The organism is Peribacillus sp. R9-11 (assembly GCF_031345095.1).
GTDB classification, from domain to species: domain Bacteria; phylum Bacillota; class Bacilli; order Bacillales; family DSM-1321; genus Peribacillus; species Peribacillus butanolivorans.
Window position 1 is genome coordinate 561997 of sequence record NZ_CP133763.1, and the last position, 17764, is coordinate 579760.

General features: G+C 40.8%; 14 protein-coding genes. 10 read left to right on the top strand and 4 right to left on the bottom strand.

The window, feature by feature from the left end; genetic code table 11:
- Positions 1–210: 210 nt before the first annotated feature.
- The gene (dacB, locus tag RE409_RS02700; protein ID WP_201183520.1) at positions 211–1632 is read left to right on the top strand and encodes a D-alanyl-D-alanine carboxypeptidase/D-alanyl-D-alanine endopeptidase; all 1422 of its coding nucleotides are present in this window, start codon (positions 211–213) and stop codon (positions 1630–1632) included.
- Here dacB and RE409_RS02705 read toward each other — a convergent pair.
- Positions 1629–2285 (bottom strand): HAD hydrolase-like protein, encoded by a 657-nt coding sequence (locus RE409_RS02705; RefSeq protein WP_201183518.1) that lies wholly within the window; start codon positions 2283–2285, stop codon positions 1629–1631. The two genes, dacB and RE409_RS02705, sit on opposite strands and share 4 nt — an antisense overlap.
- Positions 2286–2385: 100 nt before the next feature.
- On the opposite strand from RE409_RS02705, the gene RE409_RS02710 reads away from it, so the two are divergent.
- Positions 2386–2991, top strand: coding sequence for a uridine kinase family protein (locus RE409_RS02710; RefSeq protein WP_201183068.1), 606 nt, complete (start codon positions 2386–2388; stop codon positions 2989–2991).
- Between the two features lie 294 nt (positions 2992–3285).
- On the opposite strand, the gene RE409_RS30590 is transcribed toward RE409_RS02710, so the two are convergent.
- Complete coding sequence (locus RE409_RS30590; protein ID WP_397444171.1) at positions 3286–3624, bottom strand: isochorismatase family protein; 339 nt, start codon at positions 3622–3624, stop codon at positions 3286–3288.
- A 217-nt stretch (positions 3625–3841) separates the two neighbouring features.
- Between RE409_RS30590 and bluB the strand changes: the two genes are divergently transcribed.
- Positions 3842–4483, top strand: coding sequence for a 5,6-dimethylbenzimidazole synthase (bluB, locus tag RE409_RS02715; RefSeq protein WP_053344332.1), 642 nt, complete (start codon positions 3842–3844; stop codon positions 4481–4483).
- Between the two features lie 155 nt (positions 4484–4638).
- A complete protein-coding gene (locus tag RE409_RS02720; protein ID WP_309558484.1) occupies positions 4639–4776 on the top strand; it encodes a hypothetical protein in 138 nt (45 codons plus the stop codon).
- 58 nt (positions 4777–4834) lie between these two features.
- Here RE409_RS02720 and rpoN read toward each other — a convergent pair whose 3' ends face one another.
- Positions 4835–6208, bottom strand: coding sequence for an RNA polymerase factor sigma-54 (gene rpoN, locus RE409_RS02725; protein ID WP_309558486.1), 1374 nt, complete (start codon positions 6206–6208; stop codon positions 4835–4837).
- A gap of 388 nt (positions 6209–6596) precedes the next feature.
- Here rpoN and RE409_RS02730 point away from each other — a divergent pair, with 388 nt between their 5' ends.
- From RE409_RS02730 to RE409_RS02740, 3 genes are all read left to right on the top strand, one after another.
- Positions 6597–7922, top strand: a complete 1326-nt coding sequence (locus RE409_RS02730) for an aminotransferase family protein (protein WP_201183064.1) — start codon at positions 6597–6599, stop codon at positions 7920–7922.
- Positions 7923–7940: 18 nt separating this feature from the next.
- Positions 7941–9374 carry an aldehyde dehydrogenase family protein gene (locus tag RE409_RS02735; protein WP_056522808.1) on the top strand — a complete coding sequence of 478 codons (1434 nt, stop codon included), beginning with the start codon at positions 7941–7943 and terminating at the stop codon, positions 9372–9374.
- Between the two features lie 289 nt (positions 9375–9663).
- Positions 9664–11184, top strand: a complete 1521-nt coding sequence (locus tag RE409_RS02740; RefSeq protein WP_309558489.1) for an aldehyde dehydrogenase family protein — start codon at positions 9664–9666, stop codon at positions 11182–11184.
- A 209-nt stretch (positions 11185–11393) separates the two neighbouring features.
- Here the strand turns inward: RE409_RS02740 and RE409_RS02745 are convergent, their stop codons facing one another.
- A complete protein-coding gene (locus RE409_RS02745; RefSeq protein ID WP_201183062.1) occupies positions 11394–13433 on the bottom strand; it encodes a molybdopterin oxidoreductase family protein in 2040 nt (679 codons plus the stop codon).
- A 192-nt stretch (positions 13434–13625) separates the two neighbouring features.
- Here RE409_RS02745 and putP point away from each other — a divergent pair, with 192 nt between their 5' ends.
- The 3 genes from putP (at position 13626) to RE409_RS02760 (ending at position 17715) form a co-directional block, all read left to right on the top strand.
- Positions 13626–15095 (top strand): sodium/proline symporter PutP, encoded by a 1470-nt coding sequence (putP, locus tag RE409_RS02750; protein ID WP_201183060.1) that lies wholly within the window; start codon positions 13626–13628, stop codon positions 15093–15095.
- A 157-nt stretch (positions 15096–15252) separates the two neighbouring features.
- Positions 15253–16527 (top strand): ATP-binding protein, encoded by a 1275-nt coding sequence (locus tag RE409_RS02755; RefSeq protein WP_201183058.1) that lies wholly within the window; start codon positions 15253–15255, stop codon positions 16525–16527.
- A 51-nt stretch (positions 16528–16578) separates the two neighbouring features.
- The gene (locus RE409_RS02760) at positions 16579–17715 is read left to right on the top strand and encodes a DEAD/DEAH box helicase (RefSeq protein WP_201183056.1); all 1137 of its coding nucleotides are present in this window, start codon (positions 16579–16581) and stop codon (positions 17713–17715) included.
- Positions 17716–17764 lie beyond the last annotated feature (49 nt).

Consider the following 17764-nt stretch of genomic DNA (forward strand, 5'->3'; position numbering starts at 1 on the left):
TTAGCTGAAACACCGCTTGAATAATTGAGGATTTCTTGTGTATGTTTTAGGGAAACTTTCAAGTGAATCTTCACTATTTATCTGACCATAAAATGGACAAGATAGTAGGGATGAGTTTTTTTCAGAGTAGGAGTGGTATGTTTGTCATATAAAAGGAAGTTGAGTTTTATATTCTTCCTGTTTTTGATTTGCTTTTTTAATGGAGAATCGATGCAGGCGTCGAATGAAGAGGGAATTCTAGGTCAGCAAATTCAGCGGATTTTGAATGAGTCTCCAGCATTGGCAGGTGCCTTAGTGGGAATTTCCATTCGTTCAGCAGAAACGGGAGAATTGATTTATGAACGCGGTTCGCAAACGAGACTGCGGCCTGCCTCGAATCTAAAGCTTTTGACTGCTGCGGCAGCACTTGAAACATTAGGTGATGATTATGTTTTTCAAACAGAACTGTACATAAAAGGATTGCAGGTCGACCATGTTTTGCAGGGGGATGTGTATCTGAAAGGAAAAGGAGATCCTACTTTATTAGAAAAGGACTTTGATGAGTTGGCAGCTTCACTGAAGCAAAATCAAATCCAAATCGTCCATGGAAATCTCATTGGGGATGACACCTGGTATGATGATGTTCGTTATTCCAAGGACTTAGTTTGGAGTGATGAGTACGAATACTACGGAGCTGCTGTTTCAGCATTAACCGCTTCCCCGAATGAAGACTATGATACCGGGACAATTCTCGTGGAGGTATCTCCAGGTAAGAAAGCTGGTAAAAAGGCAACAGTGAAGATGAAACCGGAAACGGAGTATGTGGAAATCATAAACAAAACAAAAACCGTAGCAGCGGATGGAAAGAAGAAAATCGATGTCGAAAGGTTTCATGGCAAAAATGTTATAACGGTAACTGGGACCATTCCGGAACATGCTGGGCAGATGAAAGAGTGGTTTTCGGTGACAGATCCTACAGAGTATGCACTAAACCTATTTGAAAAATCAATGAAGAAACAAGGAATCAAAGTGGTCGGTGAAAAGAAGCAAGGTAAAACGCCAGTAGATGCAAGGATGATTGCCACTCATGAATCAATGCCGCTTTCACAACTTCTTATTCCTTTCATGAAGTTGAGCAATAACAGCCATGCCGAGGTTTTGGTAAAAGAAATGGGTAAAGCGGCAAATGGAGATGGAAGCTGGGAAGATGGATTGAAAGTGGCAAAAAACCAGTTGACGTTATTGGGCCTCGATATGCATACGATTAAGATGCGTGATGGATCCGGCATTTCCCAAGTCAATATGATCCCTGCAAATGAAATCACGAGTTTGCTATATGCCGTTCAGGAAAAAACATGGTTTCCTGCATACTTAAATGCATTGCCAGTTGCAGGGGTTGAAGAACGAATGGTTGGCGGAACGCTAAGAAAGAGGATGAAAAAGACTAATGCAACTGGGAACGTTCGCGCAAAAACAGGGACAATTTCAGGGACGAGCTCCTTATCTGGTTATGTGACGACCAAAAGAGGGGAAAAAATCATCTTTTCCATTCTCTTGAATAACTTTGTAGAAGAAAAAGGCATCACGGCCATACAGGATAAGATAGCCGTGATGCTGGCAGATCAGGAAAACTTGTTAGAAAGTGGTCTTTAGTATCCCTTAGAAATGTAAGTTTGTAGTTCTAGAAAATCAGCGATGAGTATATCTGCATCTTTCAATTCATTTTCAGCGGCAAATCCGAATTGACAGCCTACAGCCACTAAGCCATTTTCCTTTGCTGCTTCGATGTCGGATTTTCGGTCACCAATCAGGATGGCTTTCTCGATTTGATAGTCTTTCAATAGCATTCGCACTAAGTCGGTCTTCGAGCCTTTCGAAGACCTTTCCACACTGTATATGTCCGTAACATATTCATTTAGCCCAAAATATGAACAGATTTCTTCCAAGTATTTTTCAAGACCGTTGCTAGCAATGAAAATGGAAATTCCAAGCTGTTTGATCGTTGACAAGGTCTCCAAAACGTGAGGAAAAAGCTGACCTTTTCCTTCTTTGATTTCTTGATTCAAACATTCTAAAAAAAGTTGGTCCGCCTGACGGCGAATATGCTCGGGATGCTTTGGCAATAAGGTTTCCCAAACGACAGTTAATGGGACGCCCATAATCCTTTGGTACGTGGCAAGCGGGGTATCTCCTGTCCAGCTCCCTTCTGATCGAAGGATTTCAAACGTTCGTTCAAGTGAAGGACCTAATATCTTATTTGTTTGAAACAAGGTGCCGTCCATATCGAAAATGGCGGCAAATTGGATTTTATTCAATAGTTGCACCTTCTTCTTAGATTTTTTATCCTCTCAAGGAAGGAATATAAGGGAGGGAGGATAGAAATAAGTAGTATAGGAGGAATGTTTTATGAACTTTCCAACACTTCAAGGACCTTATACGATTCAGAGTCTTATAGCTAACATTCATACGTTATCCAAAAAACAATCTCCATATTTAATCGCCATAGATGGTCGCGGAGGATCCGGAAAAAGTACGCTCGCGGCCCGTATTCAATCAGAATGTCCGGGTAGCACGGTTGTTCATATGGATGATTTTTATTTGCCGTCATCACAGAGAATCCAACTGCCTCCCTCCAAAAAGCAAATTGGTGCGGACTATGATTGGCAACGGGTTTTTGGTCAGGTTCTCCAACCGCTTAACTGGAGGGGTGAAGCGAAATATCAACGGTATGATTGGGAAACGGACGCAATGGGCGAATGGCATACTATTCCTGCTGAAGGCCTTGTTATTATTGAAGGAACGTATTCCACTCGTAAGGAACTAGCTGAACTTTATGATTTCACAATCTGGGTAGAATGTCCCCGAAATCAGCGTTTGGAACGGGGACTTGAGCGTGATGGTGAAGAAGCGCGTCCGATGTGGGAGGATAACTGGATGGTGTATGAAGATCTCTATGTTGACACACATAGGCCGCAAGAAAGAGTGAATCTTGTGGTGGACGGAACCAGATGAATTCAGACTCTTTGTCCTGCCTTTCACTAATGCCCCATTGCAATTGGGGCAGATGTAATTTGTTTTTCAGTACGCTCATCGCAAAAGGTATATTCATGGACTCAAGAATATAGGCGAGTGCCTGTGCTGTTCTCCATTGTACATGTTTCACAGGTACTTCTCATCTCCAATCATCATAGACTATGAATAAGGCTCTATGTCTGCATAATTTCAGTGAATTTCATTATGCAGATTTGCCAAGGAAATCTGGTAATCAATTCTGCGCTATAGCACATTCCATCAGGGCCTATCCGCTCAAATGTAGTGGTCGCATCTTATCCTAAGATAGATAGGAATGAATCCGAGGTTACCGGACATCCGGGTGGTGGTCTCTACGCAATGATTGGTCGTTAATCCAGTAATGACAACCTGGGGACAAGCCTCTTCTCTTAAAATCTTCTCAAGATTGGTAGCGATAAACGCACTATTCACATATTTTGTGAGAATCCATTCAGTTGACTTTGATTGACTGAACGCTTTAAACCGGCTTGTTTCATTCTCGGGATAAAAGAGGGAATCCTTTGATTCAGATAAGTACAGTATATAAATTACCTGCCGATTAGACTCCCGCCATGCTTGAATGGACCGGGTAATATTAAATTCTGCCTGAGGATTATTGTGCCTGCCTTAATTAGGATCATCGAATGCCTTTTGGATATCGACAACGATAAGAAGGACATTCTTTTTCAGCTTTATTCCCATCATTCCTTTTCTGTGTCGAAGTTACTTTTAATTGTAATGGTTTACCTGTAACATTTATATTGAATTTTTAGATAAATTTCTGAGAAGCCGGAAACATTGGGGGAGAACTATGTTTACTAATGACGAACAAGCAGCCGTATATAAAGCTATTTATAACCGAAGGGATATCAGGAGTTTTTTACCCGATCCCATTTCAAAGGAAATACTGCAAAGAATTTTGGATGCGGCACACCATGCCCCATCTGTAGGATTTATGCAACCTTGGAGTTTTATTGTTGTTTCATCTCAGGAAATCAAAAACCGCTTGGCCTGGGCAGCCGATAAAGAGAGAAGAGCGCTCGCAATTCATTATGAAGGCGGAAAAGAAAATAAATTTCTTAGTTTGAAAGTTGAAGGGTTAAAAGAAGCACCATATACCATCTGTGTAACCTGTGATCCGACACGGGGAGGTTCCCATGTGTTGGGGAGGAACTCGATTCCAGAAACCGATATTCTATCCACTGCCTGTGCGATTCAGAATATGTGGCTAGCTGCCTGTGCCGAGGGATTAGCAATGGGGTGGGTCAGCTTTTACAAGAAAAATGATATCCGTGATATTTTGGATATACCGCCGCACGTCGAGCCTATCGCACTAATGTCGGTTGGCTATACTGATCAATACCCGGATAAACCTATTCTTGAATTAGCTAACTGGGAAAAGAGACGGTCTAAGGATGATCTTATTTTTGAAGATAAGTGGGGTAAAAAATAAAACTCTTTGTACCTTCATTCATGCTAGTGAGGAGAAAATTTGGTGATGCAGCTTTATACTTTTAATAATAAAAACAGGAAAAACAGTGAACAAATTTGACTCCAATCTTATCCTCTCTCGAATTACAATCCACTACGCATATTGAGTGTAGGCATGTGGAGAGGTTTGGTGTGATAGGGTATCATCGGGCTCGTTCTTCAGTTGCTTTTGATTGTATCGGTCAGGGTAAAGTCAGAGGAGAAGACGATAAATGGGAAGTCGTTCAAACTAGTGATGCCGTTTCCCGATGTTAAAGTTTAACTATAAAGAGAAAAAAACTAGCTGTACTTTTACACAGCTAGTTTTTTTGTTTCAAAATCTCCGGCGTTTAGAAGATCCAGGTATACCGAGGTCTTCACGGTATTTTGCGATGGTCCGACGGGATATTTTGGTCCCTTCATTTTCAAATATTTGACAAATCTTTTGGTCAGAAAAAGGCTTTATTTTATCTTCATCGGCGATCAAGACTTTTATTTTTTCTTTGATGGTAATAGTGGATTCGGTTTCTTGGCTGTTCACTCGGTTTAAGCCTCTAGTAAAGAAGTTCCTTAATTTGAAGAGGCCTTGCGGCGTTTGGATATATTTATTGCTCGTGGCCCTGCTGATTGTTGATTCATGAAGCTGGAGTTTTTCGGATATATCTTTCAGTGTCATAGGTTTTAATCCAGCAATCCCTTTCAAGAAAAAATCCTGTTGTTCCTCTACAATTGTTGCTGTCACTTTGTAAAGGGTCATTTGCCTTTGTTCAAGACCTTTAATCAGTAATTGAGCATCATTTAAGTGATTTTTGACGTAATCTTTAGCTGGATCGCCCGGCTTAGTCGCTAATATATTCGTATAGTAATGATTGATTGATAGTTTAGGTGCGAAACTATCGTTAACCGTAATCAGATAGCCATCCTTTTCTTTTTCTACGAATACGTCCGGAACGATGTAATGAGTCATATCGTTAGAAAAATGACTGACGGGACGGGGATTTAACGTGCGGATAAAATCTGATGCCTCTTGGACTTCCTGAATAGTTACTTTGTAAAGGTTGGCTATTTTCTTGTAGCGCTTTTCAGCTAAATCTGTTAAGTGCTTATCTATAATAGTGTACGCCAATTCATTATAATGCTCATGCTCACGCAGCTGAATGAGTAAACAATCAGTCAAATCTCTGGCACCCACTCCGATGGGGTCAAGGGATTGCAGAACTTGAATCATGTCTTCAATTTCTTCTATAGACACGGAAAAAAGAGAGGCTGCCCAAACTGCATCCACTTCAAGAAATCCATATTCGCTTAAGTTTCCAATTAAAAATGCGAGGATCTTTCTTTCAAGAGGTTTCAAGAATTTCAGCATACTCACTTGTTCTAGTAAATGATTTTCTAGTGTTTCTGTTTTTACTGAATAATTATTGATCGGGTTATAATCACTGTCTCCATTGAATCCTTTACTTATAGCCGAAGATCCTCCTGCCTGAGTGTTTACTTTATTTGTACGTATACTGGATTCAGAGAGAGAGGCGAGAGGGTCTTTAAATGTTTCGGTTATTTCGAGAACAGGATTTTCGTTAGCCTGTTGGTGTAAAAAATCTATAAGTTCATGTGCAGAATATTGTAGAATATTGATCGATTGCTGTAATTCAGGGGTCAAAGCTAACTTCAAAGTTTGCTTTTGATACAGTTCAAAGCCTACCTGCATTTATATCAACTTCTTTCATTTTAGATTAACCGAGGGCTCAAAAGGGAAATGCAAATGTTATTACCATGATAATAATACAAATTTTTAGAAAATTCAATAATTTATGTCAGGTTATGTAACATCATTAAGAAATTAAATACAAAAAACGACAATATTAGTAAAAAAGTATTAATTTTTGTTGATAAATGGAAATTTAAATATGTTTGATTTGAATATGAATCGATTGATTTATATTCGAATCAATATGCGCTATTTTTGATTTATTTATGAATCATTTTCTCTTTGAATACTATTATATAAAGCTCATATACTTTGGCATGCATCTTGCTATATAAATACGTATAGCAAATGATAAAAAAATCTATTAAGTGAGAAGGGTGTTTTTTAGATGATTAAAGAGAAGACGGGGATTCAGGAATTAATCGATTTGGATAAAAAGCATTTTATTCATCCGACTACAGCAATTGCACAACAGCAGGCGGATGGTCCAAGTTTCATTTTTACAGAAGGTAAAGGAATATATCTTACGGACATCACGGGTAGAACTGTCATTGATGGCATGGCCTCACTTTGGAATGTGAATATTGGGCATGGACAAGAAGAGTTGGCTGAAGTGGCGAAAGAACAGATGGCAAAGTTGGCTTTTACTTCAAGTTTTGCTACCTTCAGCAATGAGCCGGCTATTCGTTTAGCGGCTAAAATTGCTTCTATTGCGCCTGGGGATTTGAATGCAGTTTTCTTCACTTCAGGTGGATCGGAATCAAATGATACGGCAATTAAACTTGCTCGTCACTACTGGATTTTAAAAGGCCAGCCTAATCGTCAAAAGATTATTTCCCGCTCGAAATCTTATCATGGGGTGGCTATGGGAGCGACAAGTGCAACTGGCTTGAAACCATTCCGTGACTTCACGAATTCCATTGCTCCGGATTTTTGTTATGTAGATGGTTCTTCCATTGAAGAGTTGCGTAAGGTCATTGAACAAGAAGGGCCAGAAACGATTGCTGCATTTATCGCGGAACCGATTCAAGGAGCTGGCGGCGTGAATCTACCTCCTGAAGGCTATTTTAAGGAAGTAAGAGAGATTTGTAATGAATACGGCATTTTAATGGTAACAGATGAAGTCATTACAGGCTTCGGAAGAACAGGTACGTATTTTGGAATTGAGCACTTCGGTGTTGTGCCAGACATGATGTGCTTTGCAAAAGGTGTGTCGAGCGGATATGCCCAGTTAGGTGGCGTGGTCCTTAATGATAAGATGCATCAGGATTTTATAGCCCTGTCTAAAGGCACGCTTTTACATGGATACACATACAGTGGGCACCCAATGGCTTGTGCTGTCGCCTTGAAAAATATTGAAATTATTGAACGCGAAAACTTAATAGAAAACTCGAAACAGCGTGGCGTAGAATTGCTTGAGGGCTTTAAAAAGCTACAAAGCAAACACCCGATTATTGGGGATGTTAGAGCACTTGGTCTTATTGGAGGCATTTCTATTGTCAAAGATAAACAAACCGGGGAAGGCTTTGAAACACAGCTAGCACCAAGACTTGTGGCTGAAGCTGCGAAGAATGGTTTAATTTGCCGGTCTGTTACGTTTGATCAAGATACACTCGTGTTTGCACCACCTTTAATCATAACTAAATCAGAAGTCGAAAGAATAATTGAAATCCTGGATGAAACATTTACAGCTGTCGAAAAAGAAATTTTATAAGAGGTGATAAGGATGGTAATGACGGAAACTCTGAAAAAGAAACTATTTATTAATGGAAAATGGCAAGAAGCCCAAAAGTTCACGACACTAAAGTCTCCCTATAGCGGGGAGGTTTTAGCGGAGATTCCGGCTGCTACCCCTGAAGAGGTTGAGTTGGCGATAGACTCAGCTTATCAAGCTAGAAAAGCAATGGCTGCTCTGCCAAGTCATAAACGGGCTGCCATTCTTGAAAAGCTTGCAACTCTTTTGGAAAGCCGTAAAGATGAGGCAGCTGAAATTATTGCTAAAGAGGCAGCGAAGCCGATTAAAACAGCGATAGGAGAAGTCTCTCGGACGATTGCCACATATAAATTTGCAGCAGAAGAAGCAAAGAGGATTCATGGAGAAACATTAACGATGGATGCGACAGCTGACGGGGAAGGTAGAATTGGTTACACCGTACGCGAGCCAATTGGCGTAGTGGGTGCAATTACTCCTTTTAATTTCCCGATGAACCTGGTAGCTCATAAAGTCGGACCGGCCATTGCTGCTGGAAACCCGATTGTCTTGAAACCTGCGAGCCAAACGCCACTATCATCGCTATTGCTAGCTGAGCTATTAGCAGAAACAGATCTTCCTGATGGAGCGTTTAATCTGATTACGGGAAGCGGTTCGGTAATTGGTGATAAATTAGTGACTGATTCACGGGTGAAGAGCATTTCATTCACCGGAAGCCCTGCTGTAGGAATCGGTATCCGTAACAAGGCGGGCTTGAAGAAAGTGAGTCTTGAACTTGGTTCCAATGCAGCGGTTATTGTGGATAAAGGGATTGATATTGATAAGATTATCCCACGCTGTGTAACGGCAGCATTTGCTTTTCAAGGGCAAGTCTGTATTTCCTTACAACGAGCATATGTTCATGAAGAGGTGTATGACGAGTTTGTAGAAAAATTCTCTGAGGCAACGAAGGGACTAATACTCGGCGATTCTTTGGACCCGGCAGTGGATGTCTCAGCGTTAATAAGCGCTGGTGATGTAGAACGCAGTCTGGACTGGATCAGTGAAGCAAAACAGTACGGTGCCGTTGTTGCAGCAGGAGGTAAATCTGAAGGGAATATCCTGCATCCTACTGTCTTACTGGAAGTGGATGCGAAGCTTAAGGTATCCTGTCAGGAAGTCTTTGCTCCTATTGTTTTGATCAATAAGGTGTCGTCGGTTGAAGAAGCAATTGATTTGGTCAATGATTCCGAATTTGGCTTGCAGGCAGGGGTTTATACAGACAATATCAATTTGGCCCTTACTGCAGCTGAAAAACTGGAAGTCGGTGGCGTTATCATAAATGATATCCCAACATATCGCGTCGACAACATGCCATATGGCGGTGTCAAAAAAAGCGGGATGGGCCGTGAAGGGTTAAAGTATGCGATTGAAGAAATGACGGAAATGAAGCTGGTCATTTTTAATCGGAATTAATAATGAAAAAGTATGGAGATGAGCAGCTGCTCATCTCTTTATTTTTGAGAAAATATATTTCTTCTACATATATTTTTTATGATTCTTTTAATAGAAATAAAGAGATTGTGGCGAAAGAAGAGAAGATTGACTAAAGTTATTATGCAAAAATGAATAGATAATTCACGATTGAATTTATATGGGACAGGGAAGAGAAAGAAAATGCGATTTACCTAATATTCCAAACTGGCATGAATCTTGCTTATATCTTGTATATAGGTAGATAACTTAAAACCGAGGAGGAATTAAAATGCAGGAAACTTTACAAAATAACACACAAAAAGAAGGAACGGAAGCACTAGACTTAAAGATGTTTATCAATGGGGAATGGGTGAGTTCGACTTCGGGTGAAAAAAGGGATGTATTGAATCCGGCTACGGGAGAAGTTATTGCTACAGCTGCAGAAGGAACACAGAAGGATGTCGATGCAGCGGTTGAGGCAGCTAAATATGCTTTCTATGAAGGAGGCTGGTGGGGAACTCCGGCAGTGGAGAGAGCCAGACTTTTATTCAAAATTGCCGATAAATTAGAAGAAAAAGCTGAAGAACTAGCTGCTTTGGAAACGTTGGATAATGGAAAACCATTGCGCGAAGCTCGTTTTGATATAGATGATGCAGCAGCCTGTTTTAGATATTATGCAGGATTAGCTACTAAACCGACAGGACAGACGTATGAGGTGCCTGACGGTCAGCAAGCAATGGTCGTCCGGGAACCAATCGGTGTTTGCGGGCAAATCATTCCTTGGAACTTCCCTTTATTGATGTCAGCCTGGAAATTGGCTCCGGCGCTAGCTGCAGGAAATTCCGTCGTTTTCAAACCATCAGAAGTAACACCAGTAACGGCTGTTAAACTATTCGAAATCTTGGAAGAGGTCGGAGTACCCAAAGGTGTCGCAAACCTAGTATTAGGGGCAGGACCAGTTGTCGGACAGGCCATTGCTGAACATGAGGAAATCGATAAAGTGGCCTTTACAGGCGGAACAGCAACAGGCCGTAAAATCATGGAAGCATCGTTAGGGAATTTGAAAAAAGTGACTTTGGAGCTTGGTGGGAAATCCCCTAATATCGTATTTGCAGACTCTGACTTTGAGACTGCTGTTGATTACGCTTTATTCGGGATCTTCTGTAACCAAGGACAAGTATGTTCAGCGGGCTCTCGATTACTTTTGGAAGAGTCCATTTATGATCAATTTATTGCAAGTCTTACCGCGAAAGCGAAACAAATTAAGGTGGGGGCAGGTTCTGATGAAAAAACTCATATGGGACCAGTCGTTTCTGAAGCCCATATGAACAAAATTTTATCGTATATCGAAATTGGAAAAGAAGAAGGAGCCAAATTAATCGTTGGTGGGAACCGGATTAAAGGAGAGGGCTTGGAAAATGGGTACTTTGTTGAACCAACGATTTTTGTTGATACAACACCTGAAATGCGTATCGTGCAGGAAGAAATTTTTGGACCAGTACTTGTTGTTCAAAAGTTCAAGGACGAGGCAGAAGCTCTTCGACTGGCCAATGACACGAAATATGGTTTAGCTGGAGCGGTGTTTACGAATGATATCGCTAAGGCGTACCGTGTAATCAAAAAAGTACGTGCTGGTATCACGTGGATAAATTCTTATCACCCAACATATAACGAAGCTCCTTGGGGCGGCTTCAAACAAAGCGGAAATGGCCGTGAGCTAGGTACTTTCGGATACGAGGCTTACACAGAAGTGAAGCAAATTAATAACAACTTGGATATTCAACCAACAGGATGGTTTGATGAAGAGTAAAAATAGCTAGATGAAAAGGCTGTTCCTTAAGGAACAGCCTTTTTGTGGAAATGAAATTCTAGAAACGTAAATATAACTCCAGAATCGTAGATAAACTCCAGAAATCGAACATATTTTAAAAAATGCACTCAAAATAAAATGAATAATAGACACTTTTCAGTAATGAGTATAAATCATGATAATCAATCAAATCCGATACGACTATAATTTCACAGTTTTAAAAGATCAACCCGGCCTGAAAAGAAAACGGCGCCATTTCCCATATCTGCCACCCTGTCTGGAGTAAGGGCATTGATATGTTGCTTTGTTTCAGGTGTGTTCTGCCATAAGCCTTGGCTGACAAGAACACCGGCTAACACATTTTCCCCGGGAGCAGCAGTTAGCACACATTCACCGCGCTCGTTCCAGATACGGACCATATCTCCTGTATCTATTCCTAATTTTAGGGCATCTGCCGTATTCATGTGTAGTTTCGGTTCTTTTTCCATAGAGATATGTTTTTCGTTATTGGAAAAAGTTGAATTCAAGAAATTGTGATTAGGTGCTGGTATGAATAAAAATGGCAGGTCACTGTCTTTGACGATTGGCATATACGTTGGTAGCGGTTCGTATCCATGCTTCTTCATCTGTTCAGAATAGAGTTCGATTTTGCCGCTCGGTGTCTGCAGTTTACCCGGGAACAGCGGACTCATCTTGGCTTTGACAAATTGACTTTCTGAAAGGGATTCATAAGTGATTCCTTCTAAATACGGGTTATCTGGAAAATTGAGTGCCTGGCGTATCATATCATCCTCTGAATCTCTAAAAGCTGGTTCTTCAAAGCCCATACCCCGGGCTAACAGTTTGAATAATTCGACATTTGATTTCGACTCTCCATACTTTTCCACTACAGGTTTTTGTATTTGGACGTAATTATGCCAGTATGAATTATAAAAATCCTCCGTTTCATAAGATGAAGCAGCAGGCAGGACGATGTCAGCATACATTGCCGTTTCGGTTAAGAATAAATCATGGACCACAGTAAATAGATTTTCTCTCATCAGACCTTCCTGCACTTTATTCGCATTCGGAGCGACAAGGGCTGGATTGGAACTGTATATAAATAAGGAAAGAATCGGGTTTTCTTTTTCTAAAAGGGCTTGACCGATTTGGTTCATATTAATGATACGTGTTGTTTTATCCTTCAAAAGGTCAGGACGTCTTAGGGCGTTTGTATTAAAAGCCAGGTATCCTGAATTCCCCTTTATCGCGCCACCGCCCTTCGAAAGCCATTGACCGGTAAGTGCAGGAAGGCAGGCGATGGTCCGTACGGCCATGCCGCCATTATCATGGTGCTGCAGACCGTTGCCTATTCGAATGAATGAAGGAGTCGTGCTACCGTACATTCGTGCTAACTCATATAGATCATCAATCGGAACACCAGTAATCGCTGAGACGGTGGCAGGGTCATATTGGCGGACATGCTCGCACAATTCAGCTGAGCCCACAGTGTATTCATCTAAGAAAGGTTGGTCGACTAGATTTTCGGCATATAAAATATGCATTAAACCGAGAGCGAGAGCACTATCTGTTCCGGGCAGAATAGGAATGAACCAATCGGCCCACTTTCCAGTTTGGTTTTTATGTACGTCAATGACCACAACTTTTGCCCCGTTTTTTCGGGCCTGCTGGGCAATTGTTACTTGGTGCATATTTGTGCTCACAGCGTTAATGCCCCACAGGATAAAAAGCTTTGTTTGAATCGTTTCTTCCGGGTCGATGCCGAACGAACCACCCATCGTATAGTTATATCCAACAGAACCGGCCGCGTTACAAATGGAACGTTCAAGTCTGCTTGCCCCGAGCTTATGAAAGAACCGACGATCCATTCCTTCTGCACTGAGGTTTCCCATGTTTCCATAAAAGCTGTAAGGAAGGATGCTTTCTGGGCCATGCTGTTCAATTAAGTTTTTCCATGTTGAAGTGATTGTGTCAATGGCTTCCTCCCAGCTGATTGGAACAAAATTCCCTTCTCCTTTTGAGCCGATCCGCTTTAATGGCTGCTGAAGACGTTTGGGGTCATATATGCGAGCTGTCATGTTTCGGACTTTGTTGCAAATATTTCCTTTAGTAACAGGATGGTTAGGGTCTCCTTGCACCTTAATGATTTTCCCATCTTTTTTGTGCAAAAGTAAGCCGCATTGATCAGGACAATCAAGAGAGCAAACTGAGGGAAAGACTCCATCTGGTTGATTGATATAGGGTTGCATGGCGTTATTCCTCCTTATTATCTAATCTTATATCTTGCATCGATAATCTATTTATATCTTAATTATTATTGAATGTGAAATAGTAGATAGTTGCAAGAACTTCTTAACATATGATTTTTTTTCTGATAAGCTTACAAGATAAAAATGAACCTTTTTTATCACAAAATGAATAAGTAATAGGAGGATATATTTTTGGATTATGGAGTAATAATATCTATTGGAATATATATGGCAGGTATGCTATTAATTGGTTATTTAGCTTATCGAAGAACTGCCAACTTAACCGATTATATGCTTGGAGGCCGCAACTTGGGCCCGGCTGTAACCGCATTAAGTGCAGGGGCTTCCGATATGAGCGGATGGCTGTTAATGGGTCTTCCTGGTGCGATGTACATAAGCGGCTTAAGTGCCGGGTGGATTGTTGTCGGCCTGTGTGCAGGGTCTTATTTAAATTGGTTATTTGTAGCGCCACGACTTCGGACATATACGGAAGTGGCCGACAATTCGATTACGATACCGGACTTTTTGGGAAATCGGTTTAAAGATAGTTCTCGAATATTAAAAGTGGTATCAGCCTTAGTCATCTTAATCTTTTTCACCTTTTACACCTCTTCAGGTATGGTAGCAGGTGGGGAGCTTTTCCGAACTGCTTTTAATATGGATTACCGCTGGGGCATCTGGCTGACAGCGAGTGTTGTTATTCTTTATACATTATTTGGCGGTTTCCTTGCGGTTAGCTGGACGGATTTTGTACAAGGTACGATCATGTTCATTGCCTTAATTTTAGTCCCTGTTGTCACGATTGTAAATATTGGCGGCTGGGATCCTACTATTAATGAAATAAAATCGATTAATCCGAATTTATTACATGCTTTTGAAGGAACTTCAACTATTGGTATTATATCGTTGCTAGCATGGGGTCTTGGTTATTTTGGTCAGCCTCATATCATCGTACGATTCATGGCGATTTCATCTGTGAAAGAATTGAAAAGCGCACGACGAATCGGTATGGGCTGGATGATTTTCGCTATCGTAGGAGCGATGTTTACGGGCTTGGTCGGAATCGCTTATTTTAATCTGACAAGCGGACCTCTAGGGGAAAAAAATGCCGAGTCTGTCTTCATCATTCTGGCTAAAGAACTATTTCCTTCTTTAATTACAGGCTTCTTATTAGCAGCGATTTTAGCCGCGGTCATGAGTACGATTGCATCTCAACTGTTAGTATCGGCAAGTGCGCTGACTGATGATTTCTATAAGCAGTTTATTCGCCCGAATGCATCGGATAAGGAATTAGTGCTGGTTGGACGATTTGGTGTATTAGCGATATCTGCTATTGCCCTTATTTTAGCTTTCAACCCTAGTGGTACGATTCTTAAATTGGTCGGTTATGCCTGGGCTGGGTTTGGAGCAGCATTTGGACCGGTCATTCTGTTAAGTCTTTACTGGAAACGGATGACGAAATGGGGCGCGCTAGCAGGAATGATTGTGGGTACCGCAACCGTGATCGTGTGGGAAATGATTGATAAATTTGCTGAAGTCTATGAAATCATCCCTGGATTTATTGCTGGTACAATAGCAGTCGTGTTTTTTAGCCTGTTATCAGCCAAACCTTCTAAAGAGATAGAAGAGGATTTCAATCAAGCTGTAAAAAATCTCTCTTGATTATTGACGCTGCTCAATCAAATGGGCGGCGTTTTTTATATGATAAATAACCAAAATATATGGTACAATATCCGTAAAGTCCTTATGTGTAAAACATGAGGACTTTTTTTGAGTGGTTTGGGTATAATAAACCAAAAACAACTACAAAGGATATAAAATGAACCAGTCTCATAAAATTGCAATTAAAGTAGCTATTATATATATAATCATTGGGGTCTTATGGATTATCATTACAGATTCCTTCTCGATGACCCAGGCAAAAGAAGATGTCCAGACATATGCGATGTTTCAGCATTCCAAAGGGTGGATGTTCATTTTCATTACCGGGATTTTTTTATATATTATAATCCGATATTGGACTGGGAAAATGTTGCGCTCCCAACAGGAATTTAATCTTAAGGATGAGCAATATCAGTCGCTGTTCAAGCATAATCCGGATTGTGTCCTTGAATTGAACCTCGAAGGAAATGTCGTTTCAATTAACCCGGAGGCTGAAAAGCTGTTAGGTCACCAAAGTGACAACTTGAAGGGTAAGAATGCCAATCATCTCATCAACTGGAATGAAAGTGAAAAAGTATCTGTTTTCTTTACACAATCCCTTCAAGGAGAGGCTGTTAAATTCGAAACGACCATCCAGAATATGAGTGATGAAAAGCGGATAATTCGTGTAACTTTTTTGCCAATTATTGTTCAAACGGAAATGCTTGGAGTATATGCAATCGTCAGGGATATTACCGAATTGCGGCGAGAAGAGGAATTGATGATCATGTCTGAAAAGTTATCTGTAATCGGACATCTGGCTGCTGCCGTCGCACATGAGATAAGGAATCCGCTAACATCGCTAAAAGGGTTCGTGCAGTTAATGGATATGACGAAAGAAGTCAACCCGATGCATTCTGATATCATGTTAAAGGAAATTGATCGAATTAATATTATTTCGAGTGAGCTGCTGGTTCTCGGGAAAAAACAGGACGTTGCTTTATGTAAAATTGATCTTGGTGACTGTTTACAACAAGTATATACGTTAATGAAAGCAGAGACGAATTTGAATAATATTGAGATGGGGTATCAGGTAAAAAAAGCCGAGCCGGTTTATATTATGGCTGATTCCATCGAACTTAAACAGATGGTCATTAATATTGTCAAGAATAGCATTGAAGCGGTTAGTGATAATGGGAATATAGACATATCCTTGGATGTCATTGATGATCATGCTGTAATCAGTGTGAGTGATAATGGAGTAGGTATGGTGCCTGAACGCTTGAAACGAATCGGTGAACCTTTTTATTCGACGAAGGAAAGGGGCACAGGAATCGGACTTGCAATCTGCCAGAAGATTATTCACCGCCTCGACGGAGAGATGCATTTTGAAAGTGAGAAAAATAAGGGAACCACGGTTACAATTCGGATTCCGTTGGCTACTACGCTTTAACAAATGGTACTATAGAGTATATGAAAAGTTTTTTTATTAAAGGAGAACGATATGAGCGAATTACCAGCATTAGTGAACGATAGAAAGCCATTTATCCAGGAGGCCTGGAAAAAATCTGGCTTCGGCCAACTTACTCCGATTCAAACGAAAGCGATTCCTGTAATTGTACAAGGAAAAGACATCATGGCTGAATCACCCACGGGAACAGGAAAGACACTTGCTTATTTACTGCCATTGCTTGAAAAAATAGATCCTGATAAAAAATCTCCCCAAGCTTTAATTTTGGCGTCATCACGTGAATTGGTCATGCAGATTAATGAAGAAATTCGGATTTGGTCAGAAGGAAGCGGTATTTCAGGTGCAGCATTCATCGGTGGAGCTAATGTAAAACGTCAGTTGGACAAACTGAAGAAGCATCCACAGGTCATTGCTGGAACACCAGGACGGATTTATGAATTGATTGCCCAAAAGAAATTGAAGATGCACGAAGTAAAAACAATTGTCCTCGATGAAGGTGACCAATTAATTATTCCCGAGCATATGGGAACGATTAATAATATTATCAAAACTACGCTTAAAGACCGCCAAATCATGGTGTTTTCTGCAACTCTACCAGAGGAAACGGAAAAAGTGGCTCGTGGATTCATGAACGAACCAGAAATGATCAAGGTCGATAAGCATGAAAAAATGGAGTCAAAAGTAGACCATCTTTACTTTGTTGTTGAGAGACGGGAAAAGTCCAAGATTCTTGAGAAAATCACGAGGCTGAAAGATGTGAAAGCTCTTGCCTTTTTAAACGATATCGCAGAGCTGAGCGTCTTACATGAAAAGTTGAGTTATAAAGGCGTTGAAATGGGTGTCCTTCACGGTGAATCTAATAAAGTAGACCGTGAGAAAGCGCTGCGCAAGCTTCGTTCAGGTAAATCTCCGATGTTGATGGCAACAGATGTGGCGGCTCGCGGACTTGATATTAAAGGACTGACAGCCGTCGTTCATATTGATATGGCTGAAAACATTGACCAATATATTCATCGATCCGGGAGAACAGGGCGTGCGGGTGCAAATGGCACGGTTATCTCAATTGTAACGGAAAGAGAAGAGCGAGAATTGAAAAAAATGGCACGTGAACTTGAGATTCCGTTAACGAAAGTAACATTCTATGGTGGAAACATCGTAGTCGAAGAATAATTTTTGAATGTAGAGATGGCCATTTAGGCTGTCTCTACTTTTTTTATCA